This window comes from Dysgonomonas sp. BGC7, assembly GCF_001261735.1.
Taxonomy (GTDB): domain Bacteria; phylum Bacteroidota; class Bacteroidia; order Bacteroidales; family Dysgonomonadaceae; genus Dysgonomonas.
This window is the reverse complement of record NZ_CVRP01000001.1, coordinates 24,659-50,043: the sequence shown is the minus strand read 5'-3', so window position 1 is coordinate 50,043 and position 25,385 is coordinate 24,659. Positions and strand designations below refer to the sequence as shown.

The window sequence follows — 25,385 nt, the reverse complement described above, 5'->3', positions numbered from 1 at the left end:
AAATGAAACGTAATATTGCCATCGTATGGGGAGGTTACTCTTCCGAAGCAGTTATATCAGCTAAAAGTATGGCCGGCATATACTCTTTTTTAGACAAAGAAAGATACAATGTCTATAAAGTAAAAATAGTAAAAGAAGGATGGACTGTAGATGCGGACGGGCAAATATATCCTGTAGACAAAAATGATTTCAGTTTCATGCATCCTATATTGAGTGTAAAGGTAAAATTTGACTTTGCATATATTACCATACATGGTACTCCGGGAGAAGATGGGCGGCTACAGGGCTTTTTCGACATGATAGATATACCCTATTCTACATGCGGAATGATGGCTTCAGCCCTTACGATGAATAAGTTCATTTGCAATAATTTTCTTAAAAACTTTGGTGTTACGGTTGCAGATTCCTTATATTTGAATAAGGATACTAAATATAGTACAAAAGAGATAGCAGATAGATTGGGATTTCCTATGTTTGTAAAGCCAAACACAGGTGGTTCGAGTTTTGCAACAACTAAGGTGAAATCAATAGAGCAGTTAGAAGAAGCAATAGAAACTTCCTTTAAAGAAACATCGGATGTAATTATTGAAAGTTATATTGGTGGAACAGAGGTTACATGCGGAAGCTACAAAACAAAAAACAAAGAAGTAGTATTTCCCCTAACAGAAGTAGTTACATCAAATGATTTTTTTGATTACAAAGCAAAGTATGAGGGAGAAGTAGAAGAAATCACTCCGGCACGTATTTCCGAAGAGATGACACAAAGAATACAGAGTCTTACTTCTAAAATATATGACTTGGTAGGGGCCAAAGGGATCATAAGGGCTGATTTTATTATTAAAGGAAAAACGCCTTACCTGCTAGAAGTAAATACTACTCCGGGAATGACCCAAACCAGCTTCGTACCACAACAGGTAGCTGCTGCCGGATTAAACATAACTGAAGTATTAACAGAGATCATCGAGAACGAATTTTAAGTGAATTGAAATTATATACCATGAGTAGTAAATTTAACGACATAGCGCCACTTTACGACCACGAAGTAGAACAAGCCATTCAGGATATCCTTGTCGACCCTGGATTTCAGCATGCTGTAAAATATATTATACCCGATATAGACTGGAATGAGTTTTCGGCAGAAATGTCGAAGTATAAAACGAAAGAACAATTTCAGGCACAAATGATTTATCCTGTTATCAAATCGCTGGGAATGAAAGTTTCCACAAGCATACGTGGCGACAATTGGGATAAGATAGACCGTTCGGTACAACATCTATACCTGTCTAATCACAGAGACATTGTCCTCGATGCCGGACTATTCAATATCCTTCGTCATGAGCAGGACTTGGCAACAACAGAGATAGCCATCGGTGATAATCTTCTTATCCATCCATGGATAGATAAGCTTGTGAGATTGAACAAAAGCTTCATTGTAAAGCGAGGACTTTCTATGAAAGAACGGTTGATAGCTTCCAAGCATATGTCGGAATATATTCATTATACGATTAATGAAAAGGGAGAATCTGTATGGATAGCCCAACGGGAAGGCCGTGCAAAAAATTCAGACGACAGAACCCAAGACAGCTTATTAAAGATGTTGGCTTTGTACCCTGACGACAAATCATTTTTGGAAAGCCTGAAAGAACTGAATCTTGTTCCATTATCAATATCTTATGAGTATGACCCTTGCGATTATCTGAAAGCAAAAGAGTTTCAGCAAAAACGGGACAATCCGGACTTCAAGAAGACTCAGAGAGACGATCTCTTAAATATGGAGATAGGGATCTTAGGGCAAAAGGGAAATGTAGTTTTCCGCCTCTGTAATTGTATTAATCCTGAACTGGAAAAAATAACAGAACCAGACAAGCGTTTACAACCAGAGTTAGCTGCCCAAATAATAGACAAGGAAATACATTCTAACTATGAGATATTCCCTTGCAATTATATTGCTCATGACCTGCTGAACAATGAAAATAGATTTGCGGATAAATACACATCCGATGAGGTGAATAATTTCAAGTCTTATTTAGACAAACAGATAAAAAAGATTGATCTTGACTATATAGACTATGACTTTGCTTGGAGTAAGATGCTGGAAATGTATTCCAATACTCTTAAAAACCATCTGGAAGCGATACAGTCATAAGGGTAAACAAGTCTTCTTCATTCTTTGAGATAAAAAATATATTTCTATATTTGCAAGACACAAATGACTCAAACTATGAAAAAGTACTTGATATATATTCTATTCAGTATAATTCCGGCAGCATGCTTTTCTCAGGTAGTACGACAAGGAGAGAAGTTTGCTAACGTTTCTGTTATCGAAGGAAAAGTCACTTTCCTGAAAGAGATACCATCTAAAACTGGTACAACTTCTGCCGATAATTACAAACTGCTCAAAGAATGGTCTGTGGTCAATTACGGAAAGGATCCTTTCAACTCGAGCATACGACATGATGCAAAGAATAATGAGTTTATCGCAAAATCGAGAATAGAGTTATTACTCCCCGCGAATGCCAAAGGTGTACGTGAAAAAATGACAATGCGCTATCGTATAAATGGATTCATATACAAAGACAAATGTGTTCTTGAGATAACCGACATATCCTATCTTTACGAAAATTCATCCAAAGACAAATCTCTACCTCGTGTAATACGTGCCGAAGATTTTATAACAGATAATGCCATCGACACCAAAGATAACCTACAGGAATTGAGGAACAACACAAGAAAAAGTACTCTGTATTATCTGGAAGAAATATCCTCCAGCTTCGAAAAGAAATTCGGTTATTAAAAATCAAGTTTAAGTTGCTTTTCGGTCAGATTGAATGTTAGACGATGATAGGGAGTCACCCCATGGCTTTTGATCGCATCTCTGTGTTTCTTGGTAGGATATCCTTTATTGTTTATCCAGTCGTACAACGGATATTCTTCATTCAGCTTAAGCATAAAATCATCTCGGTAAGTCTTAGCTAATACCGAAGCAGCGGCAATAGGCAAAAACTTACCATCACCTTTTACTACACAAGTATGACCAACATCCTCATATTTCTTAAACCGGTTGCCATCTATAAGCAAATGCTGTGGACGAATCTTAAGTGAAGCGACAGCGCGCTGCATTGCCAGAATGGATGCATTCAATATATTTATTTTATCTATCTCTTTATGATCGACAATACCGACAGCCCATGCTAAGGCTTTTTCCTCTATCAAGGGGCGAAGAAGGTAACGTTCTTTTTCGCTCAGTTGTTTAGAATCATTCAGTTTTTCACATTCAAAGCCATCGGGGAGAATGACCGCTGCGGCAAAAACAGGTCCGGCAAGACATCCTCTACCCGCCTCATCGCAGCCGGCTTCTATCAGATCCGGGTATAAAGATAATTGTAACATGATAGTCAGAAAGTTATTTGAACATTATTGTCTGCCGGTTCAAAGTCCAGTTGTATTTCTTCAATATCAATAGGGCTATCCATTATCTTGGCTAATTTTCCTATTGAAGTTTTCAGCCTTTCATCAGCAACTTCATCGCCAAACAAATGCAAAACAAAAATACGACTCATTACATCAGCCATCTGATCCAGAATATCAGCAGGCATGTCATAGCCTAATCCCTGCAACTTATTTTTAGCCATGCGCTGAGACAGAGCCTGTATTCGATGCTTATCTTCTACAGCCATATTGGGATTTGAGGGAACAGATATAACATTCTCGGTCTTTATGGTCATTCCATCTGCATACAAATCTACAAAGCGATAAGCATAAGGATAGCCGGATAATGTGCCTGTTTCTATATCATAAATCTTATTTCCGGCTTGCGATACATGTCGGGTAATATCATTGGAATGAAAGTGTCCTGTAAATATGGCTTTCATACCTTTATCAGCAAAAAGATCAGCAAGTCTTACCCAATCATTTACTAAATAGTCTTTAAAGAAAACAGATTGATACATGATGTGCTCCGCCAAGCCCCAGTGCATCATTCCCACTACTTGTATATTTTTCTGACGGGCATTATCGAGCACTTCTACAATCCATTTTTCTGTTTCAGGTTTTATGCGGCCTGCTGTAATACTCGATGTTTTATATTCATTGTATCTAGCAGCATCTATAGCCAATAGCCATGTATGGCTATCGAGCGGAACAACATAACTCAAAGATGCAGTATCTCTCTCTATAGCCTTATTGAAGCCATAGTCTGCATATATGTTTTCGAACTCAGTTGTAGAAATATTATCAACAGGCAATTTCTTATTTCCTTTAAACTCTACAGATGTGGGCATATTGATATCATGATTACCGGGAATGACAAAAACATTGACACCTTTATCTTTCAGAGGTTTTAATTTCTCTGCAAAATCAATATGGCTTTGTTTCTCCCCGTCTTTAGTCAGATCGCCACAAATAAGCAATATTTCGATATCACTATTCAGATATTTATCCAATACCTGATCGAGAACAGCAGGAACATCTTTTATATTCCGCCCACTACTTAATATGTAATCCTGAACCGCATATCCATCATCCATAAGTTTTTCTGACAAATAATGAGTATCGGTAATAACTCCGATTTTCAGAGGCTCTGCCGAAAAAAGCCCTAGAGTAATAATCAGAAAAACAGATATAATTAGCCCTTTCATATACATTATTTGTTTGTTAAATACAAAAGTAAGCCATTTCGATAAAAGGCTTTCTAGTTATTATTGCTATTTTTGTAGGCACTTATTAAATTATGTTACTTCTATGAGCAAATATAAGACATCTTACATCTTTATTATTCCAATTCTGGTAATGCTTCTCTCATCTTGCGGAGCACAACGACAACGAGTAAAGTTTACCGATCTGACTCATCCTAAAAGAGAGTTTAGGGGAGCATGGTTAAGCACCGCATGGCAAACAAGATACAGGTCGATGACAGTGCCTCAACTGAAATCATATTTCATTAACACACTCGATCAGTTACAGGTCGATGGCATCAATGCTGTCATATTTCAGGCAAGACCTTATGCCGACGCATTCTACAAATCGGAGCTGGAGCCTTGGAGTGCATTTCTTACCGGAGTGCAGGGTGTTGCGCCGGAAGGAGGTTTTGACCCTTTAGCATTTCTGGTAGAAGAATGTCATAAACGAAATATGGAATTACACGCATGGCTGAATCCGTATAGAGTATCGTCGAAAGATAATGAGATTTTTGCAAAAAACCATATATATAATTCATGTCCGCAACGGTTTGTAACATACGGAGGTAAAATATATTTCGATCCGGGAATCCCTGAAAACAGAACATTTATATGTGATGTAGTGAAAGATATAGTAATGCGTTACGATGTGGATGCTATCCATATGGACGATTATTTTTACCCCTACCCTATTGCCGGAGAACCTTTTCCGGATCAGAACAGTTTCGACACTTATGCCAAAGCACAAGGGTTTTCCCGAAATCAGTTAGGCGACTGGAGACGGAACAATGTAAATCAGTTGATCCGAGAAATAAAACATACTCTAGAAATAACAAAACCATGGGTACGCTTCGGTATCAGTCCTTTTGGCATTTACCGTAACATAAAGAACACACCTGACGGGTCGGGAAGCAAAACAAACGGATTACAGAACTATGACGATCTGTATGCCGACATCAAACTATGGGTAAAAAATGGATGGATAGATTACAATATGCCTCAGATATATTGGGAGATAGGACACAGTCTGGCAGACTATAAAACACTGATAGAATGGTGGGCTAACAACAACTACGACGGACATCTCTATATAGGGCAAGACGTGAAACGTACAATGGATGCGACTACTCCATCGGGCGACAATCAGCTCAAAGAGAAAATGATACTATCCCGAAGTTTTACTACAGTGCACGGAAATTGTTTTTGGCCTGCTTACGAACTACTCGATAACTATAAGGGGATAGCATCTCAGCTACAAAATAACTATCATAAATATCCTGCTCTAATTCCTGCATATACACATATGCACAACAAAAAGCCGAAAAAAGTAGACAAATTGCAGGAAGAATATACTCAGACAACTCATACTCTAAGCTGGGAAAGTCTTTCTGACAAGCACGATCCGGAGACTGCACAATACTATGTAGTTTATCGTTTCCCGAAAGGAGAAAAGGAAAATCTGGACGATGCCCAATATATAGTTGCTATAACAAAAGAGAAAAGCCATGTATTGCCATACGAAGGCGGGAGGATTGAATATAAATATGTTGTAACGGCAGTAGACGGATTCCACAACGAATCGAAAGGAAAATCGAAAAAGATTAAATTATAATCTTTCAGAATTTTATCTATAGAGGAAGGCTCAAGCGAAGCCAAAAGGATCGAATAAAAATAAATGCGGAATGTAGTACAAAAGTGTACAAGTTTGTCAGTTTTTAGTTAAAATAGCCCCACCAACCTCCCCGAAGGGAGGCTAGGGCAAAGCCAGGAGAATTGATAATATTGATCAATCAACAGTTAGCACAGGAGCAATGAATTGATAGCGTCAGCAGTTTCTCCTCTCTGGGGAGACAAAGAGGGGCTTAAAGTGTACAACTTTGTCAGGTTTTAGTTAAAATTGGATTTTACAGAAGCCAGAGAAACGATTGTTTTTAAACAAAAGCTAGCTATAATCGACATAAATAATTATAAAAAAAGAAACATAAAAAACAACGTAAAGTATTACTTTCGTTACTTTTTAGTTAAAACAAGAAAATGAGCAGACAGAACTTTGCGATGATAGCCAAAACAATGGCAGGACTTGAAGACGTATTAGCAGAAGAACTAATATCGTTAGGCGCTGACAATCTAGAGATGGGCAACCGAATGGTATCTTTCGAAGGTGATTTGGCTCTGTTGTACAAGGCAAATATACATTGTCGCACAGCATTGCGTATACTACGTCCTGTATATCAGTTCAAAGCAAAGACAACAGACGAGATATACAAGAAGGTGAAAGCGATGAACTGGTACGAACATCTGACAGAAGATAGTACCTTTGCCATAGACGCTATTACCTTTTCCGATTATTTTACTCATTCCAAATTCGTAGCTTATAGAGTAAAAGATGCAATAGCCGACTATTTTATGCAGAAAACAGGAAAACGACCATCGGTAGATGTAAAGAATCCCGATCTGCTTATAAATTTTCATATAGCACATGATAAGTGTACCTTATCTTTTGACAGTTCGGGCGAATCTCTGCACAAGAGAGGTTATAGAGTAGCGCAGACCGAAGCTCCATTGAACGAAGTATTAGCGGCCGGAATGATCTTGAAAACAGGTTGGCGTGGCAACTCGGACTTTGTAGATCCCATGTGCGGTTCGGGCACTCTACTCATAGAAGCGGCTATGATAGCCATGAATGTACCTCCGGGTATATATCGTCAGAATTTTGCTTTTGAGAAATGGAAAGGTTTTAATGCCGACTTGTTTGAAACAATATACAACGATGATGGTGGGGAGCGGGTTTTTGAACACAAGATATACGGTTCTGACATCTCGGAGGAAGCAATCAGTATTGCTGCAAAGAATATAAAAAGCGCCGGAGTGGAAAAGCATATCAACCTGCAGGTAAAACCTTTCGAAAAGTACACAGAAGCTCCTGCCGAGAATGCGATACTAATCACCAATCCACCATACGGAGAGAGAATAAAACCTGAAGACTTGTTTGGGCTATATGAAATGATAGGTGAGCGCCTTAAGCACGTATTTATGGGATATAAGGTATGGATACTCAGCTACAAGAAAGAATGCTTTGATAAGATAGGACTAAAGCCATCGAAGAAAATACAGCTTGTAAACGGCTCTTTGCAGTGTGAATTTAGACGATACGACATCTTTGCAGGCAAGCGTAATGAGCAAAAGACTAAATGACCTGAGAAAGAGCTAAAGATATATTGTCCTCGATATCTATCATCGAATTTATAAGATAGAGCTTAGAATAGTGATGCAGGTCGCTCACTTTTATATCAGTTTCTTTTATACGACCCTGGTCCAGCAGCATCCGACGCTTTGTTCCTGACAGCAGATAAGAAGAAGGAGTATATAGTCCGGTAGCATTTTCGAGTACGACATTCGAATAGGATGTATCGGTAATATATCCGTTCTTTACAATAAGAATATCATCGCAATTCTCTTTACGGCTTAGAAGGGAGAGCAAAGAGCTTCGGTCTTCATATTTGTAGGAATAGTCTATCTCGTTATCTTCTACCAATCTAAGGCTTTCAACCTTACGAAAGGTATAGCGTGTATATTCTACAGAGATGTAATTAGATGAATAAGCAACACGACATTTCACAAGGCCTGTTCTCAAATTTACAGGAATATCATCAATGCTCAGATCTATAGATATCGCCGTATTGAGGAATGAAGCTATAGTCCGACTCATCCTTTCATAATGATATGGAAGGTTTATAAATTGTCCATCCAATACCTTTATGGTCTCTATAAAGCTAGGAGTATTCATATTATAGGCAGATAAATTTTATCCAACATTTCCTTATATTCGCTCTCACAATCGCTATAGGCTGTAATACCTCCACCGCTACGATAGTAGTACCCATCAGCAGACTGCTCTATGAACCGAATAAGTACTGCGGTATCAAGCACATTACCATCGTAATAACCGAACACTCCTGTATAGAACCCCCTATCTTGTTTTTCAGCCATCCGGATAAGATCTGACGTTGCTTTCTTTGGTGCACCCGATATTGATCCTGCGGGAAGCATTCTGAATATTATGTCGCCCAACAAGTCTTTATTATCATCATGCAAGGTGCCACTTATCTCGGAGCAGACCTGTAATATCTCTGATTGGTGAGTCTTAATACGATCTATATATCTAAAGCGTTCAACCTTTACATTATTAGATATCATGCTTAGATCGTTGCGCAAGAGGTCTACAATAGTATTGTGTTCCGCTGTTTCCTTGAAATCGTTCAGTATCAAACTCTCTGCATTATCAATAGAAGCATCAATAGTCCCTTTCATCGGATTGGTAGATATTCGTTTACCTTCTATACGGACAAACCTTTCGGGAGAGAAACAAACAAACCTATTTGGTAGAAACAGTTTGTATCGGGCAATACTCTTACTATATATCTCTTCTAAAGAGAGATTGATACAGACAGGTGTCTTTATGGACAGGTTAGTCAGATAGGAATCTCCTTTAAGCAGACCTCTATGAACAGTCTCGAACTTGTCCTGAAACTTGCTATAAGATATAGGAACAGAAGTAAACTTAATGGCATCGCTAGATACACTGGCTTCAAGAATAGTATTCCCTACCCCATTTACGTCAAAGAATATAGCTTTTTGTTCTAAGGGATTCTCTATAAAGAGGCCTTCAGTCAGTTCAAAATCTACAGCAAACAAGAAAGGCTCTTTACGAACACCGAAAGAGTTCATTTTATGGCGAATAACATCTATGTCTTTTATCGTTTCCATTCTTTAAAAAACAAGGGAACAAGTTTTAACTTATTCCCATTGCATATACTGTAAATACTGATTTAATCGTTATCCTTTTTACCTTTCTTTTTCTTACTGGTAAAGAGAGATATAACTTTTCTTACGGCATACTTCCACAACATAGGTTTCGCAATATCCCATATCAGAGGATAATAAGCCATTAATCCACTTAATAGACTGTGAGTTATTCCAGAAGAACCCACGCCTTCTTTTTTGTCCTTAGATTCTACTTTGTTACCAAATCCGAACCAACCAACAATACCGCTAAGCGCAGCATTGAAGAGTAAAGATGGAGCATTATCCGATAAGTATTCCCATTTTTCAGCCAGACGGTCTTCATAGACCTTTATTTCCCGCCTAACGATTTCTTTCTCCTGACGAAGCTCTTCCAAAGGGCTTATTTCATTCTTCATTGGCATCAATTTTTCTAAGGAATTTAATTGTGTTATTCAGAATAGATTTCTTTATGCCTTTTCTTAGCATAAACACAATAAGCAGTACCAATAGCGAAAAAAGAGCCATTATACCAAAACCTGCTGCCAAACTATTAAGCAACTCTCCTATAAAAAAGGCTATGCCTATAAAAAGGAAGAACAGGATCGTACCAACTATAGTAAAAACTATTAAGCCATATCCCAGAATAGAAGTCGATATACTCAACTTCTCGAAAGAGTCCAGCTTAATAAGCCGAAGCCTTCTGTTGATATAGCTTAACAGCTCTTGCTTGATTTCGTCAAGCAAAGTATTAAGTCCTTTGTCTCTATCGTCTGGATTATTCGACATCGTTTCTCAAATCATCTATTCTTTCTCTACTTCTATGTGCAGCAGATTTGACGTTTCCTTTTACTTTGTCTACAAGGCTATTTATGTCCTTCAACCATTCTTCTTTTTTATCAGAAGCTGCAATATATCCAACCGCAGCACCTAAAGCAGCACCAATTGCCAAAAACAATAAGTTAGAGCCTGTCTTATTCATAATTTTCAGTTTAATATTTAATTATCTATACTTGTATGAACTACTTATTTCATTATTATCTATACTGATGAAAGATTGAATTTAATACAGTATCAATAATAATAACCCGAAAGTAGTCTATATTCTTTTATTATTCCTTTAAAAATGAACATCTAAGATAATCACTTTTTGAAAAACAAAAAATATCTAGGAGAAAAAATAACTTTTTATCAGATTTACTCTAGAGGTTCACCAAACAATGTTGCCGATGTATTACCTGTTACTCTAACAGATACAAAGTCTCCTATACGATAATTCTGCTTATCGAAAATAACGACCTTATTCTGAGATGTACGTCCAAAAAGCTGTTCTCTCGATCTCTTTGAAAAACCTTCTACTAACACCTCAAACACTTTGCCTATGTCCCTTTTATTACTTTCCAATGAGCAGTCATTTTGCAGTTCTATTATAGCCTGCAAACGCTGTATTTTTATGTCTTCGGTTATATCATCCTCCAGTTTCTTAGCAGCATAAGTACCGGGACGTTCTGAATATTTGAACATAAAGGCTGAATCGAATCCGACTTCTTTCATAAGAGACAGAGTATCCTGCTGATCTTCATCAGTTTCGGAATGATAACCACACATAATGTCTGTAGACAACCCACATTCAGGAATTATACGTTTAATAGCGGCTATACGATCCAGATACCATTCCCGGTCATATTTACGGTTCATCAATTTGAGCATTCGAGAGCTACCCGACTGCACAGGCAAGTGAATAAACTTACATAGATTATCGTATTTAGCTATTACTTCGAGCGTCTCATCCGTCATATCTTTAGGATGAGAAGTAGTGAATCTGACACGCATTTTAGGAGCTTCCAATGCTACTATTTCCAACAATCGGGAAAAGTCAACAGTCGCGCCATCTTCATTTTCGTAAAGATAAGAATTGACATTCTGTCCGAGTAGTGTTACTTCTCTAAATCCTTTATCACGCAGATCGGCAACTTCATTCAGTATACTTTGAGGCTCACGACTACGTTCACGCCCCCGAGTGTAAGGCACAATGCAATAGGTACAAAACTTATCGCAGCCTCTCATTATGGAAACAAAACCAGAAATGTGATTTCCTCCTATTTTGAGAGGAATTACATCCTTATAAGTTTCGGTTTTCGACAGTTGCACATTGATAGCCTTTTCTCCATTTTCGGCAGCTCCTACCAAATTGGGTAGATCTAAATAAGCATCAGGACCAACAACAACATCTGCATGATGTTTTTCGAGGAGTTCTTCTTTAGCCCTTTCGGCCATACAGCCTAATACTCCGATTATGAGATTCGGCTTCTTCTTTTTCTTGATCGCATTGAAGTAATCAAGCCTTTGTACTACACGCTGTTCGGCATTGTCCCGTACAGAACATGTATTTACAAAAACAGCATCAGCATCTTCGAGCTTATCTGTCATAGTGTAGCCATCCATCTGCATCACCGATGCTACAACCTCACTGTCTGCCACATTCATCTGGCAACCATAGGTTTCGATGAACAGTTTTCTTTCCTGGTTTTCAGTCGTGGATTTAAAGTCCAGTCCTTTCTCGTTATTCATAGAAATCTGTTTTATATATTATCATTCGAAAAACAGTTTATCTCAAACTGTTTAGCCCGACAAAAATACAAAGAAAATTGGAATGCCAACCAGTTCTTCAATCCAACACTTGTTAATTTTGCATTATTCCTCTTCGGCAAAGAACCAACGAGTATTATCTTTTTCGCGAACTACAGCTTGGCCGGGCTGCATATCGGGCAATTTTCGCAAAGCCGGCTCCATCTCCAATATTTCTTCTACAGATACCAGATAAGCATCTTCATCTGCTGTCACCTCATCATCTCCAAACAGTTGCCAGTCTCCATCTTCGTCGTATAAGACAAAAGTAACGGGAGAGCCTTGTGTAAGAACATGGCTTGTAGTCATAACCGACTTATTCTTAGTCTCTTCTTTCAGTTTCATATATCTATTTGATTATTATAATTTATCATTATCACTCACACTTTGGTGTAAGTTCCTTATTAACCCGCTTATTGATACGAGAAAATAGGAACGGCCTTGTACACATATACATAAACAGTTTATTAATCGGATACCAATAGAACAAACGCGCCATTCTTCTCCGTTTATTTATGAGGGTAATTATATCACTATTCTGAACTTTGAAGTCCTGCCCTGAAAGAATAGCCAAAGCCGCATTTTCGCCACTTCGAAGAGCATAATACAAGCCTTCTCCGGTCATAGAATCAGCATAGCCTCCAGCATCTCCTATCAATATAATACTTTCACGAAACGGATAATCCAACTTATCAAACATAGGGATATACGCTCCTTTAGTCTTCTCTGAGCCTTCCAAACCCTGTTCTTTCAGCAGTTGTCCGAATTTCTCATGTCCCGAATGTTTCTCTCCATAACCAACTATATGCCCTCTCGTATTTGGAAAAACATACGAATATCCTTCGGGAATACGCTTATCGAAATGTACAATCATTTTGTCTTGCGACTTATCAATAGATGTCTTTTCCATCCAAACTTGTCCACTACTAAAACCAGGCTGTAAGCACTTACGGACAATACTATTAGCACCATCGGCCCCAATCAGATAGTTACAAGACAATACTCTTCCCGATTTCAATACAACAACAACCTTCTTATCCTTTTCTTCTACTTTCAATAATTTATCAGTAAGAAATAATCCGCCTAATTGCTTATATTCTTTTAACAACAGATGATCGAAATCTTGTCTGACTACAGTTCTTATTTCTGTATCGAGAGAAAAGTTACAGATATATTTACGATTGAAATAGGTGTATATCGAATTTACCTTATAATAGTCATACTTCAATGTGGGATAAATACGACTTAATAAAATATGAGCTTTGGGAGTCAAACCACCACCACAAACTTTATTCCGTGGGAACTCCGCTTTATCTATAAGTAAGCATTCTTTCCCACTTCTTTGTAATAAAGAACTACAGGTTACCCCGGCAGGCCCTGCTCCTACAACTATAATTTCAAGATGCGTTTTTTCCATTTGGTACAATATCTAACACACAACATAAAACGGAATACCCCTTAAGATATCCCGTTTATATTTATTTTTAATTAACCTTAATCATTGTAAGTAGGCAATACAGAAAATTCCTTAGAGTATCTCATCATTTGGTCTGCATAGCCTTCCGAATATGAAATAGTCACATCTAAAATTTTACCGTCTTTATCCTGAACAAGAGTGAATACAGGATTCACAAACCCTTTATATGGCTTCATGTTCAATGATTTGTAACGCTCCAATACTTCTTTATGCAATTTAGGATCAACCTTCACCGCATAATCCATAACGAGTGCTTTTGCTGTTTTGAAGTCTCCTTCCGATTTCACCCTCTGTATTTCTGCTAACAAGTTGCCAAACAAAGTCCGAAGTTTAGCATAGTCATTTATTACAACATAAGTCTTTCCGCCACGTACTTTATATTCGACCACATTATCCGCCTTGCCTTTCTCATATACCCATTTCGCAATAAGTTGACGATTGCGCATATGCGATTCTTCAATATTCTTACCGGCTTCTATTCTTACCAATTGAGTCATAAGACCATTCATCATAAATTTATAATATTCAGCCTTATATGCCTCAGCGTTTGGTATTATACCCAATTCTACAAGTTTAGCATCTGCAAGGAAGTAAAGGCCAAACAGGTCGGCACGCGTTTCTTCGATAGTAGAGCTAAACTCTCCTAATGCATTAGGATCTACTTCGGGCAAGAGTTTTCCCGAACCATGCCCCAGACACTCGTGTAAATCGGTATGAAGTACGTCCGTGATAAAACCATATTCTTTCATAGAACTTATTTCGGTAGGAGACCAGATAAATTCGTCGTTAAATCCAGTATGTGCTCCTGCTGCATCGTAGGCTTCCATTATATTTTCGATAGTAACAGACTTCGATCCATGATCTTTACGTATCCAGTCGGCATTAGGAAGATTTACTCCGATGGGTGTTGCCGGATAGCAATCTCCTCCAAGCTGAGCCGCAGTAATTACCTTGGCAGAAACACCTTTTACTTTTTCTTTCTTGAATCTACTGTCTACCGGCGAATGGTCTTCGAACCATTGGGCATTGGTGCTGATTATTTCGGTACGCTTGGTTGCTTCTACATTCTTGAAGTTAACAATAGACTCCCAACTAGCCTTGATACCTAACGGATCGCCATAAACTTCGGTAAATCCATTTACAAAGTCTACCTGAGAGTTGAGGTCTTCTACCCATGCAATAGCGTAATTATCAAACTCCTTCAGGTCACCTGACTTATAATATGAGATCAGCTTCGAAATCACAGCTTTTTGTTTGTCGTTTTCGGCAACAGCCTCTGCCTTTTCGAGCCATGAAATAATTCTTTCTATGGCTTTGGTATATAAACCGCCAATTTTCCACACCTTTTCTTTAAGCTCTCCGTTTTCCTTAACCAGTCGGCTATTCAATCCGTAAGAGACAGGTGTAAGATCGGTAGTATCTTTCATTGTACCATAGAAAGCCTGAACATCTTTCTGGGTAACACCTTCGCCATAATAGTTATTAGCAGAAGACACAATTAGGTCTCCTCCCGATTGATTGACTTTCTTTGCCATTACTTTAGCATCGAACATGACAGGAGATATCATTTTGATAAACTCATCTACCGGCTGCCCGTCTTTTACAGGAACAGCTTCTACAGGCAGAGCCTTAACTTGTTCGGCAAAGAACGATTGGGAGAAAGCAGGCAAGAACTTTTCTTCTCCGTAATGATGATGGATACCATTAGAAAACCAAACTCGTTTCAGATATACTTCAAACGCTTTATAGTCCTGAGTATTTTTATCTCCTTTATAGTTCTCATAAATAGCCTCTAATGTACGGCGAATAGCCAGATTGTAGCGATTATTCTGATCAAAAAGGATATCTCGTCCTTCTATGGCTGCCATAGAAAGATAGTATACTAATTCCTTTTGCTCCAATGTGAGATTTTTAAATCCGGGAACATAGTAACGTAATATCTGCAAGTCTGCAAATTCGTCGACTTCATATTTAAAATCGGTGGGAACAATATCCGGGTCACTTTGTGTCGAAGTATTCTTTTGTCCTCCTCCACAACCCGCAAACATCATGGATAATCCAGTCATAGCGATTAATACTGTTTTTTTCATTCTAAAAATTCTTTATTCTATGTGTTTTTGCAAGGAATTTCAATATTGTAAAGATACACAACCTATGATAAATATAAAAAGAAGAATCAGTTTTCGATGGGCTTGAGGTACAAATTATTTTCTTGGAAATCGAAAATAACAGAAAAGTTCTTAAAAAACTGATTACCGATAAGTCCTACATAAATATTATTTTCTTTAAACACAAACCATTCTGAATTAGAAAAAATAATATCTTTTCTTGTAAGGATACTATTACCAACTCGAATAGTATCGGCCATTATGAGATTTATTTTTGATTTATCAGAATCTAAATTCTTCGCCTTTCCCGATTTCACAAGCTTTGCATTCAAGCCATATTTTGATAAAATATTTTGTGCAAGGAACATTGTACCATTAAGACCTGTATCGAGCCAATATTTGCCAGCAATCTTCTGACCATCTATAATAACTTCACCATCCACTAAAAGCCGCCTTCCCCTATTTTCTATCTTTAAAACATCATAACCTGAAATTTCATTTAATTCTCTACGGGTAAGCTCTTTTACATAATGGTAGTTATAAGACACTTCAATTATCCTTCTATTAAAAAAATCCCATCCGAGAAGGACACAGTCATCTCCATACCAATTAAGGAACTGACTATCTGCCAATAGAAAAGTAGCAAACATTGTTTTAGTCCACGAACCTACCTCCAGACGGATTTGCTCATATTTTTCTGGTTTGTCTTTATTTTTTCTCCATTTCTCAGGAACAGCAAGCCCCCACGCTCCAATATCGAATAAGGCTTTTATAGGAATAGAATCATTTATGCGAGCTTGGAATATAATATTGTTCTTAAAGCTTTTGACGGGAACGGCTCCTTCAGGAATCTTTACTGGCAGAGTATCCGCTTGCACTGTAGCACAAAGCCATGTTGAATACAAAAACAAAAGTATAAAAGAAAAGTATTTGATCATTATAAAAAAGCCTATTCATTTATTTCAAAGATAATGAATAGACTTTTAAATATATCAATTGTGTCATTTTTTCAGCCTCGTAAAACTAACAGAGGTGTATCTGAGTGAAACAACATTTTGCGGGAAATGCTAGGACTGAACATACGAGCAAAAATATTACGTTTGCTTGTAGTCAGAGCCAATATCTGAATCTTCTCATTTTTTATATACTCATCCAGGCTTTTTAGCATATCGCTCGTATCAATAAGCTTGTAATCTAAATTGAGATTTGGATACTGCTTTGAGAAATAAGCTTTGATTCCTTCCAATTTTATCTCATCCCATTGATCTCCTTTTTTCACGGAAATATGGGTCAAAGAGATACGAATATCATGGTATGGCCTCAGTAATTGAGCTAACAATTCGAATGAGACAAGATCTCGTTGACTGAAGTTGGTAAGAAAAGCAATATGTTTCACTTGCTTCAGATCAGTAAAAGGTGTGTTTTCCGGAATAGCAATCAGAGGAACATGTGTCATTTCTATAACCTCCGCAGTAACACTACCTATAAGGTCTGCATCTTTCTGATCCTTACCTCTGGTTCCCATTACTATAACAGCCGGCTTATATTCTTTTGTAAACGTAACAATCTCCTCTTCGGGTAATCCTTCCCGTAGCACATAAGAATAGTTTACCAAAGGGAATTCACCCTCAGAAACCTTCTTATCTATTGTATTACAAAGCCGTTGGATATTTTCCTTGACTTTCTCTATTACATTCTGAAATTCTTTCTCCTCTTTTCCCTGATAAGCAAAAGCCTCGGCCATAGGCAGAGCTGTAGGATAATAAGGGTTGAAGTAAACATGTAATATCTTCACCTTTGCATTAAGCTCTTTTGCCAAATTAAAAGCAATACGACATGCCTTCAACGAATAGTCGGAAAAGTCGACAGGAATAAGTACGCGACTGCGCCCGTCATCCGTCCTATAGGTTTCCTCTTCATCATAACTAAACAGATGGCGACTTTCTACAACACTTAAAGCTTTAGGCAGATCCGATTCTTTTATACGAATACGAACTCCTGACGAAATCTTCGGATTATCTATATCGACACCATCAATGTGCACTTCTATGTTTTCTCCTTCCAATACCCCCTTCAGTATTTGAGCCTTTTCGTCGGTATGAATAGCAAGGGTTACAAATTTATCCTCCATCATTGTATTTTCTATTACTATTACTCAATTGTAAAAGAGATGAATACTTACGTATTCATCTCCCTATTTTTTTCATTAGACTTCTTTTACCTCGATGAGTTCTAAAGCCATATCTAAAATAGTAGTGTCATCTAACGAGACAAATCCACCATCGGGGCCGGGTTCTATATGTACACCACAACTCTGACCCTTTTCATAACTATGACCACCGAAATAGTTCCAAACAGTTTCTACCGGAACTTGTAGCGTTTCGGCAATTTTATGTACACTTCCGTCTGGCAAGTTGTCTTTTATTTTGCGAAGCTCTGAAAATGAAATAACTTTAGTCATACTCTCTAAGTTTTAAATGGTACATTGATTAGGAATATGTTCTAAAGTTATAAAATTCTTTTTTGAAAAACAATGGCTTTCAATAAGGAATATCAAATAAAGCACTATATATTGCAATATAAATTATGGTAAGAGCTATTGTCACCATAAGAACATAAGCTCTGTTCTTTGAAAAGACAGGCTGTTTCAGTTCTTCCTTGGGAACCTTGAGGATATATTGACGAGAGGTTAAATAAATATAATAGACCAGAACACCTATTAGACCGCCCCACATCGCACCCCCTACAACATCTGAAATAAAATGCACTCCTAAATACACTCGTGAATATGCAGTCATTGTTGCCCACAAAAACATAGTAAGAGTAAAATACCTATATCGGAATAATAGAGATGTAAATACAACAATACCAAATCCATTTGCTGCATGATTAGAAATAAAGCCATAACGGCCTCCTCTATAACCTCTCACAGTTTCGACAAAAGCAGAGAAATCAGGATGGTGGGTTGGTCTTAAACGCTCGAAAAAAGGTTTGATAAGATTGGCTGATACATAATCACACATTACACCAACCAAAGTCGCACATATAATCAATAGTAGAGCCTCTTTCCATTTAACTTTGAACACGAATATAATAAGCGCTGCTACTGCTAAAGGCAACCAAGTGTGCTTATCGCTATATAGCCACATAAAGACATCCCAATAATCGGTATGATGCTCATTCAGCCAAAGGAATAACCCTCTTTCGTAGGGTAGGATTTTTTCTACCACGTTATGTTTTATTTAAGGGAGATACGAACATTGCTAACTTTATATTATTTCAAGTTTGTCTCGTGAAATCCATCCTACACTGCCATTATCAATTTCTATCTCAAACCAGTTACGATCTTCTTTTGTCACTGAAACTTTGGTACCGGAATGTAAAATAAAAAGCTCTTTACTATTAATATCGGGAGAGCTCAACGCTGGAACCGAACCGACCATTATAACAGCTGTATCTCTATGTTCTATTTTATTTTTCTGCTTAAATACAAATATATTTGCGAATATAACAATTACTAATGAAACCAAGCCTACATAGAAAGCACCTTTTTTGACAACAATACTTTTGCTAAAGAAGAAAAAGACTAAACCTGCTATAAATACAAGGAACGAGGCTATAGCCAAAACAGCCCAGCCATCGGAACTCAAAATATTCTGAACTACTCTAAACCAAATATTAAGAAAGAAGGTATCAGCAACCAGAATCTTATCCTCTACCTTAGTCAACAGATAATCTATATTATGCTTAATATCTTTATCTCCTGGAGCCAGAAGAAGAGCTCGTTCGTAGTTTAAGCGGGCATTAGCCAAATCGTTGATTCTAAAATATGCATTTCCAAGATTATAATATAAATCCGCAGATTCATTACCTTTCGCTAATTCTTCTTTTCCTGTCTTTTCAAGAATGGCTATAGCTTCATGAAACTTACCTTCATTATACGCTGTAGTTGCTAGACCGTTTACTCCGGTCATTTCTCCCTCAGTATTATGCTTGTCTACAATAGCTTTTATCGAATCATTTACATTCGATTGGGGAATAGAGTCTTGTGCATTGACAACTGCAAAACAAAACAATATGAAGAAAGTGAATAATACAAACCGTTTCATTAGACAACCTTATTTTATTATTTTAATTGTACTTTCCATTTTTCCGATAGCATCTACCGTCTCGTTGTACAGATTATTCATATCTGCCGACTGAGAAGGCGCGTAACGAGCAAACTCGCCAGTATCAAGAACTCCGATAAACTGAGCTATCAGATCGGCTCCTACCCCATATTTCAAAAGTTCGGCTTCTATATTCTCTCTGTTCAGATCGGCCACAGGTATAGTCAATTTATCACTTAAATAGCCCCACACAGCACGTAATATTTCCTCGTAGAAATTATCCTGCTTACCTGTCTGCAAATATTGTTTAGCCAGTTTCAAGCGTTTCGTTGCCACCTTATTCGCTTTCTTGGTACGCATCATAGCAATATCTGCATTGGCACGTATCTGTTTTCTGTAGATTATAAAAAACGTAGCGAAGAGAACAGTCGGAATAATATACCATAACAAGTAAGAAGCAGAGCCTGCTATAAAGTCCTGTGATTTCTTGAATGAGAACTCACCTGTCTTTAGATAACGAATATCCTGATCTACTTCCAACTCTTTTTGGTTCGAATAACTGGTCGATACGTTTTTTCCGGCATTGGGGTCTTTATCCACATCCAGGGTATAAGAAGGGGATGATAAAGTCTTATACGAATTTGATTTAGTATCGAAATATGAAAATTCTATGGCCGGTATTGTAAAATTACCCGGATAGCGAGGTATGAACATATATTCAATAGACTTAGTTCCTGCCAGACCGTTTTCTGTCAGTTTAAAGTTATTCTTCACCTGAGGATCGTAGGTTTCAATATCTTTCGGGAATTTTATTTCCGGATTTTTTATCAGCTTCAGATTTCCTGTTCCTGTAATATCCAACTTTATGGTAACAGCATCGTTCGCCTTCATCTTCTGTGAAGATATGGTCGGAGTAAACGCAAAATTACCAACAGCTCCTGAGAAATTGAGTGGTTTATTCTGAACAGGAAGAGGAGACACATCCAAAGTCAGTGGATTAGTTCTCATTACCTTTTTAGTTTCTGTCATCACTTCCTGAGGACCAAAGAATGTCTGTACCTTTTTCCCGGAAGGAACACGAATTACAGCTTCTACCGTTCCGCTAGGTATTGTAATTTTACCCGATCGCTGAGGGAAAAGAAGTGTTTTTTTGAAATCGACTGTATAATAATTTCGCCCTTGATAATGCTCCATCCCAATCTGCTGGTTGCGTGAGATCTCAAATTCCTCTGTCATAAACCCTTCAAATTCAGGAAATTTGGCATCAGAAAAATACATAATATCCAAAGTGGAATATAAACGAAAAGTAGCTGTAACCGCCTCCTGCTCTTTTACTCTCGACTTAGATAAAATGATTCTTACAAAAATATCAGAGGAACTCACACTGGCTGCTGTAGAAGTAGAGGTAGTGGCCTGAGGCTGTCTGCCTGCTTGTTGAGGCTGCGCGTTTTTGTCGGGAGGCAAAACTTTAATTTGAGTTGTGTTTGACTTATAATTACTCCCTCCCACCTTTATACTGGCTGCCGGTAAGGTAAAGGTTCCCTCTTCTTTTGCCATAAGCAAATAAGTATAAGTTGTGTTACTCTCAGAGGTAACCTTTCCGTTTATATTGGAAGAACTATACATCTGAGACACTGATGGGCCATAGAGGACATCAAATCCTTTGATATCACTTGGCACCTGAATATTCTGCCCCTGTCCCCCTTTTAATACATATTGAAGCTGTATTTGAGCACCCTTAACAGTACTTCCCGGAGCACTGATAACAAAGGTTACATCATCGGCAAATATCTTAGGAACACTTATGAGTAATAATATCAATAAAAACCAATACTTTTTCATTACCCTAATATAATTTTATATATTTCTTTCACCATTGTTAGTTTTATCTAATCAGACGCAAAAATAGCAACTTTATATTATCTGCAAGTTCTGAACTGCTATTTTTACAGAGTCTATCTTCAGAGTTTTATCACTTCTTATAGCTTCATCATACACATCGCCCCAAATATCTCTTACACGACGCCCGGTAGGAGTTGAATACTCCAATACAATCTGTCCTTCGGGAATAACAAATTGCCCGACTCTCTGCGGCTGAAGAATAAGAACACGAATATCTACCACTTTATATACTCTCCCATTAATTTTTTCTTCTGAAAACGTTTGACGGGAACGGGTTATATTAGTAGAATAAAAGCTGCTGATAGTAGGGAAGTCGGAACTGATTATTCGCCTTATTTCTTTTGTAGTATACAGCCGGTATGTAAGAGTCAATGTATCTGAAACATTTACACGAGGCTTGGAAATAATTGTTTTTACAAATGCGTCGACCTCCTCCGCTTTCTCTTTCGGAGAGATAACTCTTATTTTAGAGATATCCGATCTGTATTTCCGTCCTTCTACTTTTATCTCAGCTCTAGGTAGAGGGTATGCTCCTTCCTTTTGAGCTTCGAGATAGTAAGTAGATGTCGTACGGTATGTTGTCAAACGTCTCCCCTGACTAAAACGAACAGACGAAGACGTAGAAACTGATGGACCATGCAGTATTTTGAAACCATTCATATTCTTAAACATAATAGTTTCCTGCACTTGGGTATCTCCCTCTATTATATAGTCGACCCTAAATTGTTCACCAACCAATATCTCTTCGGGTGCTTTTATTATTATTCTGACTTTTGTTTCTTGCTCCTGACTATAAACAGCAAATAATGAAACTGATAAAAAAGCAATTATAAGTGATATCCGTAGAACAACATCATTATAATACATTTTCCGCATCATCACCAGTCTTTATTTTGTTTTCTATTATCTTGATTTTTTTGCTTCCGTTCTTGAGCCTTAGCTTGTTTTACTCGTTCTTGAGTTTCTTTTTCGTCTTGTTCTATAGCTTGCAAGATCTGCTGTATATTGTCTTGCGACATCTGATTCTGATCTTGCTTTTGGTCTTGTTTATTTTGCTTAGGATCTTGCTTTTGATCCTTGTTCTGATCTTTATTTTGGTCTTGCTTCTGATCCTGTTTTTGATCCTTATTCTGATTCTGGTCTTTGTTCTGATCCTCCTTATCTTTTATCATTTTTTGCACCACAGCCAGATTGTAACGGGTTTCATTATCCTGAGGATTCAAACGTAATGCATTTTTATACGCCTCCATCGACTGTTTCAGATTGTCGGCCTGCTGTTGTTGCCCTCCTCCTTGAGGTTGCTGTCCTTGCATTGCTCCAGCCTGTCCTTTTTCGTTTGCTTTTTTCTTCAAGAATGTATTTCCCATATTGCTCCATGCGGCACTCATTTTCGTCGGATTTTGATTTTCCAATGTAAGATAATGTTGATATTCTTTAAGAGCATCATCCCAGCGCTGTTGCTTATACAATGTATTGGCCAGATTGTATGAAGCTTCTTTCGAGGCTGCATCAGCCGTCAAAGCTTTTTCGTATTCGGCCTGTGCTCCTCCATATCTCTGTTCGTTATAGGCATTGTTACCTGCCCTTACAGCTTTTCTTGCCTCCTTTTGGGCAAACAAGCTAACAGCAATAGTCGCAAAAAATATAATAAACCCTATCTTCTTCATCCTTTATGCTTATTTAAACAGCCTTATATTTCTGAATATCCTGTTCTTCTTATCAAAAACACATATTTCCAACAAAAGAATAACAAGCATTACCCAAGCAAATATCTGAAATTTTTCGTCATACTCAGAATAGGCAATACCATCTATTTCTTTTTTCTGTAATTTTTCGAGTTCGCTTTGTAAAGCTTTCAATGCACTATTCGAGTTGTCGGCATGTGCATACAAACCTTTACCTGCTTTTGCTATCTGACGACACATCTCCTCATTGAGCTTTGTCACAACAGGTTGTCCTCCTGTATCACGCTTCATATTGCTCGATCCCTCGGCAACAGGTATCATTGCACCCTGCGTAGTACCTATACCAACGACATTGACATGGACTCCTTTGTCAGCAGCATTTTTGGCTGCTTCTTCTGCATTGCCTTCGTGTCCTTCCCCATCGGTAATAAGAACAATAGCTCTGTCTATATCCTCATCATTGGAGAAACAAGTCATACCTATATCAATAGCACTGCCAATAGCTGTACCCTGAACGGGAACAATACTAGGATCGATAGTTTCAAGAAACAGTTTTGCTGATTGAGTATCCGGCGTTAGGGGCAACTGAATAAAAGCCTCTCCTGCAAATACAACAATAGCAACTTTATCGTTTTTGCGTTCGTCAATAATGCGGGTCAGTATTTGTTTAGCTTTGGTCAATCTGCTTGGCTTTATATCTTCGGCCAGCATCGAATTAGATACATCTATAGCTATAACAAGCTCGATACCTTTCTTATCCATCTTTTCCACTTTGGTTCCAAACTGAGGACGGGCAATAATAATAATACCAAAACCTATAGCAACCATTGTAAGCCAAAACTTAAGATAGGAACGCTTCAAAGATAGCTCAGGCATCATTTTTTTCACCAAAGCCAAAGTTCCTAACTTTTCTACACTTTTACGCTTTCTTATATTCAGAAAGATGAATCCTATTATAAAAACAGGAATACAAAAAAACAAATATAGAAATTCAGGATTTGCAAATCTAAATACACTCATTATATCTTTTTCTTATGGAATGTTTCTTAACCAAGTACGACGAAGAATGAGCTCGAACCCAACTAGGGCTAGGGCAATAAGTGCAAACGGCATATAAAGTTCTTTGCGCTTTGTTACTGTATTCACACTTATATGATATTTCTCCATCTCATTAATATCATCATAAATCTCTTTGAGGCTGGTATTGTCTGTAGCTCTAAAGTAACTACCATTGGTCACAGAAGCAATTTCAGTTAGCGTCCTTTCGTCAAACTCGCCGGAGACATTCATCGTTTGCATTCCATACGGAGTCATTATACTGGCAACAGAATTACCTCTCGATCCTACCCCGATGGTATATACACGAATACCATAAGATGCTGCCAGTTCGGCTGCCGTAAGAGGTGCTATCTGCCCGGCATTATTCGATCCGTCGGTTAGCAGTATAACAACCCGGGACTTCGATTTACTATCTTTCAACCGATTTACGGCATTAGCTAATCCGAGCCCTATAGCAGTACCATCCTCTACCATTCCGAATTTTACTTCGTTAAGAAGATTCAACAATACCCGATGGTCGGTGGTTAATGGACATTGCGTAAAACTTTCCCGTCCAAATATGACCAGGCCTATTTTGTCATTTTTTCTATCGTTAATAAATTCAGCGGCTACTTTTTTAGCTGCATCGAGGCGTGTAGGAGAAAAGTCTTGTGCCAACATCGTACTAGATATATCGAGAGCCATCACAATATCTATCCCCTCAGAGTTGGAAACATCCGAAGAGTTGACACTCTGTGGCCGTGCCAGCACAATTATAATCAGAGCTATAGCAATCAGCCGTAGTAGAAATGGGAAATGGCGCAGATACACTCTGAATGTGGCAGGTGCTTTATCTAAAGCAAAACCCGAAGACAGCTTGAACGTTGCCTGCATCTTCCTCAGCTTGATTATATACCACGCAATTAATGGTATAAATAGCAGGAGTAAGAACAAATATTTAGGATTAGCATATTCCATTG

At 37.9% G+C, this 25,385-nt stretch carries 25 protein-coding genes and 1 pseudogene; 5 read left to right on the top strand and 21 right to left on the bottom strand.

The annotated features are described in order from the left end of the window. The first annotated feature begins 2 nt into the window (after positions 1-2). From BGC7_RS00235 to BGC7_RS00225, 3 genes are all read left to right on the top strand, one after another. On the top strand, positions 3-977 hold the full coding sequence (locus BGC7_RS00235; protein ID WP_050699546.1) for a D-alanine--D-alanine ligase: 975 nt from the start codon (positions 3-5) through the stop codon (positions 975-977). A 20-nt stretch (positions 978-997) separates the two neighbouring features. After that, positions 998-2,146: a 1-acyl-sn-glycerol-3-phosphate acyltransferase gene (locus BGC7_RS00230; RefSeq protein WP_050699545.1), complete on the top strand. Its 1,149-nt coding sequence runs from the start codon at positions 998-1,000 to the stop codon at positions 2,144-2,146. Between the two features lie 75 nt (positions 2,147-2,221). Beyond that, the gene (locus tag BGC7_RS00225) at positions 2,222-2,794 is read left to right on the top strand and encodes a hypothetical protein (RefSeq protein WP_050699544.1); all 573 of its coding nucleotides are present in this window, start codon (positions 2,222-2,224) and stop codon (positions 2,792-2,794) included. On the opposite strand, the gene BGC7_RS00220 is transcribed toward BGC7_RS00225, so the two are convergent. Continuing rightward, a complete protein-coding gene (locus tag BGC7_RS00220; protein ID WP_050699543.1) occupies positions 2,791-3,390 on the bottom strand; it encodes a ribonuclease HII in 600 nt (199 codons plus the stop codon). The two genes, BGC7_RS00225 and BGC7_RS00220, sit on opposite strands and share 4 nt — an antisense overlap. Before the next feature lie 5 nt (positions 3,391-3,395). Next, positions 3,396-4,637 (bottom strand): metallophosphoesterase family protein, encoded by a 1,242-nt coding sequence (locus tag BGC7_RS00215; protein WP_050699757.1) that lies wholly within the window; start codon positions 4,635-4,637, stop codon positions 3,396-3,398. A gap of 103 nt (positions 4,638-4,740) precedes the next feature. Here BGC7_RS00215 and BGC7_RS00210 point away from each other — a divergent pair, with 103 nt between their 5' ends. After that, entirely contained in the window at positions 4,741-6,288 is a 1,548-nt protein-coding gene (locus tag BGC7_RS00210) for a glycoside hydrolase family 10-like protein (protein ID WP_050699542.1), read from the top strand. Between the two features lie 443 nt (positions 6,289-6,731). After that, a pseudogene (locus BGC7_RS00205) lies at positions 6,732-7,862 on the top strand (class I SAM-dependent RNA methyltransferase); the annotation flags it as partial. 1 nt (position 7,863) lies between these two features. Here the strand turns inward: BGC7_RS00205 and BGC7_RS00200 are convergent. The 19 genes from BGC7_RS00200 to BGC7_RS00110 all read right to left on the bottom strand — a co-directional run bounded on the left by BGC7_RS00200 (position 7,864) and on the right by BGC7_RS00110 (position 25,383). Continuing rightward, positions 7,864-8,463, bottom strand: coding sequence for an aminotransferase class IV (locus BGC7_RS00200; RefSeq protein WP_050699540.1), 600 nt, complete (start codon positions 8,461-8,463; stop codon positions 7,864-7,866). Beyond that, positions 8,460-9,443, bottom strand: a complete 984-nt coding sequence (locus tag BGC7_RS00195) for an aminodeoxychorismate synthase component I (RefSeq protein ID WP_050699539.1) — start codon at positions 9,441-9,443, stop codon at positions 8,460-8,462. Before BGC7_RS00195 ends, BGC7_RS00200 begins: the two co-directional genes overlap by 4 nt. Positions 9,444-9,505: 62 nt before the next feature. Beyond that, positions 9,506-9,877 (bottom strand): hypothetical protein, encoded by a 372-nt coding sequence (locus tag BGC7_RS00190; protein ID WP_050699538.1) that lies wholly within the window; start codon positions 9,875-9,877, stop codon positions 9,506-9,508. Next, positions 9,867-10,247 carry an NfeD family protein gene (locus tag BGC7_RS00185; protein ID WP_050699537.1) on the bottom strand — a complete coding sequence of 127 codons (381 nt, stop codon included), beginning with the start codon at positions 10,245-10,247 and terminating at the stop codon, positions 9,867-9,869. The genes BGC7_RS00190 and BGC7_RS00185 overlap by 11 nt, the downstream gene beginning before the upstream one ends. Then, positions 10,237-10,440 (bottom strand): YtxH domain-containing protein, encoded by a 204-nt coding sequence (locus BGC7_RS00180; protein ID WP_050699536.1) that lies wholly within the window; start codon positions 10,438-10,440, stop codon positions 10,237-10,239. Before BGC7_RS00180 ends, BGC7_RS00185 begins: the two co-directional genes overlap by 11 nt. Positions 10,441-10,655: 215 nt before the next feature. After that, a complete protein-coding gene (gene miaB, locus BGC7_RS00175) occupies positions 10,656-12,029 on the bottom strand; it encodes a tRNA (N6-isopentenyl adenosine(37)-C2)-methylthiotransferase MiaB (RefSeq protein ID WP_050699535.1) in 1,374 nt (457 codons plus the stop codon). A 123-nt stretch (positions 12,030-12,152) separates the two neighbouring features. Beyond that, a complete protein-coding gene (locus tag BGC7_RS00170) occupies positions 12,153-12,431 on the bottom strand; it encodes a hypothetical protein (protein ID WP_050699534.1) in 279 nt (92 codons plus the stop codon). 31 nt (positions 12,432-12,462) lie between these two features. Beyond that, positions 12,463-13,503 (bottom strand): NAD(P)/FAD-dependent oxidoreductase, encoded by a 1,041-nt coding sequence (locus BGC7_RS00165; protein ID WP_050699533.1) that lies wholly within the window; start codon positions 13,501-13,503, stop codon positions 12,463-12,465. A gap of 77 nt (positions 13,504-13,580) precedes the next feature. Then, positions 13,581-15,653 carry a dipeptidyl-peptidase 3 family protein gene (locus BGC7_RS00160; protein WP_050699532.1) on the bottom strand — a complete coding sequence of 691 codons (2,073 nt, stop codon included), beginning with the start codon at positions 15,651-15,653 and terminating at the stop codon, positions 13,581-13,583. Positions 15,654-15,739: 86 nt separating this feature from the next. Next, positions 15,740-16,609, bottom strand: coding sequence for a hypothetical protein (locus tag BGC7_RS00155; RefSeq protein ID WP_050699531.1), 870 nt, complete (start codon positions 16,607-16,609; stop codon positions 15,740-15,742). Positions 16,610-16,680: 71 nt separating this feature from the next. Continuing rightward, the gene (locus BGC7_RS00150; RefSeq protein ID WP_050699530.1) at positions 16,681-17,802 is read right to left on the bottom strand and encodes a universal stress protein; all 1,122 of its coding nucleotides are present in this window, start codon (positions 17,800-17,802) and stop codon (positions 16,681-16,683) included. A gap of 75 nt (positions 17,803-17,877) precedes the next feature. Then, positions 17,878-18,132: a hypothetical protein gene (locus tag BGC7_RS00145; protein WP_050699529.1), complete on the bottom strand. Its 255-nt coding sequence runs from the start codon at positions 18,130-18,132 to the stop codon at positions 17,878-17,880. A 79-nt stretch (positions 18,133-18,211) separates the two neighbouring features. Further along, entirely contained in the window at positions 18,212-18,901 is a 690-nt protein-coding gene (locus tag BGC7_RS00140) for a phosphatase PAP2 family protein (protein WP_185112923.1), read from the bottom strand. 39 nt (positions 18,902-18,940) lie between these two features. Beyond that, the gene (locus BGC7_RS00135; protein WP_050699527.1) at positions 18,941-19,780 is read right to left on the bottom strand and encodes a tetratricopeptide repeat protein; all 840 of its coding nucleotides are present in this window, start codon (positions 19,778-19,780) and stop codon (positions 18,941-18,943) included. Between the two features lie 9 nt (positions 19,781-19,789). After that, positions 19,790-21,622 (bottom strand): BatD family protein, encoded by a 1,833-nt coding sequence (locus tag BGC7_RS00130; protein WP_050699526.1) that lies wholly within the window; start codon positions 21,620-21,622, stop codon positions 19,790-19,792. Between the two features lie 72 nt (positions 21,623-21,694). Beyond that, entirely contained in the window at positions 21,695-22,561 is an 867-nt protein-coding gene (locus BGC7_RS00125; protein ID WP_050699525.1) for a BatD family protein, read from the bottom strand. Continuing rightward, complete coding sequence (locus tag BGC7_RS00120; protein ID WP_050699524.1) at positions 22,561-23,349, bottom strand: tetratricopeptide repeat protein; 789 nt, start codon at positions 23,347-23,349, stop codon at positions 22,561-22,563. The genes BGC7_RS00125 and BGC7_RS00120 overlap by 1 nt, the downstream gene beginning before the upstream one ends. Positions 23,350-23,358: 9 nt before the next feature. Next, complete coding sequence (locus BGC7_RS00115; protein WP_050699523.1) at positions 23,359-24,387, bottom strand: vWA domain-containing protein; 1,029 nt, start codon at positions 24,385-24,387, stop codon at positions 23,359-23,361. 12 nt (positions 24,388-24,399) lie between these two features. Beyond that, the gene (locus BGC7_RS00110; RefSeq protein WP_050699522.1) at positions 24,400-25,383 is read right to left on the bottom strand and encodes a vWA domain-containing protein; all 984 of its coding nucleotides are present in this window, start codon (positions 25,381-25,383) and stop codon (positions 24,400-24,402) included. Positions 25,384-25,385: the final 2 nt, after the last annotated feature.

Bases quoted from the DNA above. Each gene is read 5' to 3' on its own strand.
- BGC7_RS00235 (WP_050699546.1), top strand. From the start codon at position 3: ATGAAACGTAATATTGCCATCGTATGGGGAGGTTACTCTTCCGAAGCA.
- BGC7_RS00230 (WP_050699545.1), top strand. From the start codon at position 998: ATGAGTAGTAAATTTAACGACATAGCGCCACTTTACGACCACGAAGTA.
- BGC7_RS00225 (WP_050699544.1), top strand. From the start codon at position 2,222: ATGAAAAAGTACTTGATATATATTCTATTCAGTATAATTCCGGCAGCA.
- BGC7_RS00220 (WP_050699543.1), bottom strand. From the start codon at position 3,390: ATGTTACAATTATCTTTATACCCGGATCTGATAGAAGCCGGCTGCGAT.
- BGC7_RS00215 (WP_050699757.1), bottom strand. From the start codon at position 4,637: ATGAAAGGGCTAATTATATCTGTTTTTCTGATTATTACTCTAGGGCTT.
- BGC7_RS00210 (WP_050699542.1), top strand. From the start codon at position 4,741: ATGAGCAAATATAAGACATCTTACATCTTTATTATTCCAATTCTGGTA.
- BGC7_RS00200 (WP_050699540.1), bottom strand. From the start codon at position 8,463: ATGAATACTCCTAGCTTTATAGAGACCATAAAGGTATTGGATGGACAA.
- BGC7_RS00195 (WP_050699539.1), bottom strand. From the start codon at position 9,443: ATGGAAACGATAAAAGACATAGATGTTATTCGCCATAAAATGAACTCT.
- BGC7_RS00190 (WP_050699538.1), bottom strand. From the start codon at position 9,877: ATGAAGAATGAAATAAGCCCTTTGGAAGAGCTTCGTCAGGAGAAAGAA.
- BGC7_RS00185 (WP_050699537.1), bottom strand. From the start codon at position 10,247: ATGTCGAATAATCCAGACGATAGAGACAAAGGACTTAATACTTTGCTT.
- BGC7_RS00180 (WP_050699536.1), bottom strand. From the start codon at position 10,440: ATGAATAAGACAGGCTCTAACTTATTGTTTTTGGCAATTGGTGCTGCT.
- miaB (WP_050699535.1), bottom strand. From the start codon at position 12,029: ATGAATAACGAGAAAGGACTGGACTTTAAATCCACGACTGAAAACCAG.
- BGC7_RS00170 (WP_050699534.1), bottom strand. From the start codon at position 12,431: ATGAAACTGAAAGAAGAGACTAAGAATAAGTCGGTTATGACTACAAGC.
- BGC7_RS00165 (WP_050699533.1), bottom strand. From the start codon at position 13,503: ATGGAAAAAACGCATCTTGAAATTATAGTTGTAGGAGCAGGGCCTGCC.
- BGC7_RS00160 (WP_050699532.1), bottom strand. From the start codon at position 15,653: ATGAAAAAAACAGTATTAATCGCTATGACTGGATTATCCATGATGTTT.
- BGC7_RS00155 (WP_050699531.1), bottom strand. From the start codon at position 16,609: ATGATCAAATACTTTTCTTTTATACTTTTGTTTTTGTATTCAACATGG.
- BGC7_RS00150 (WP_050699530.1), bottom strand. From the start codon at position 17,802: ATGGAGGATAAATTTGTAACCCTTGCTATTCATACCGACGAAAAGGCT.
- BGC7_RS00145 (WP_050699529.1), bottom strand. From the start codon at position 18,132: ATGACTAAAGTTATTTCATTTTCAGAGCTTCGCAAAATAAAAGACAAC.
- BGC7_RS00135 (WP_050699527.1), bottom strand. From the start codon at position 19,780: ATGAAACGGTTTGTATTATTCACTTTCTTCATATTGTTTTGTTTTGCA.
- BGC7_RS00130 (WP_050699526.1), bottom strand. From the start codon at position 21,622: ATGAAAAAGTATTGGTTTTTATTGATATTATTACTCATAAGTGTTCCT.
- BGC7_RS00125 (WP_050699525.1), bottom strand. From the start codon at position 22,561: ATGATGCGGAAAATGTATTATAATGATGTTGTTCTACGGATATCACTT.
- BGC7_RS00120 (WP_050699524.1), bottom strand. From the start codon at position 23,349: ATGAAGAAGATAGGGTTTATTATATTTTTTGCGACTATTGCTGTTAGC.
- BGC7_RS00115 (WP_050699523.1), bottom strand. From the start codon at position 24,387: ATGAGTGTATTTAGATTTGCAAATCCTGAATTTCTATATTTGTTTTTT.
- BGC7_RS00110 (WP_050699522.1), bottom strand. From the start codon at position 25,383: ATGGAATATGCTAATCCTAAATATTTGTTCTTACTCCTGCTATTTATA.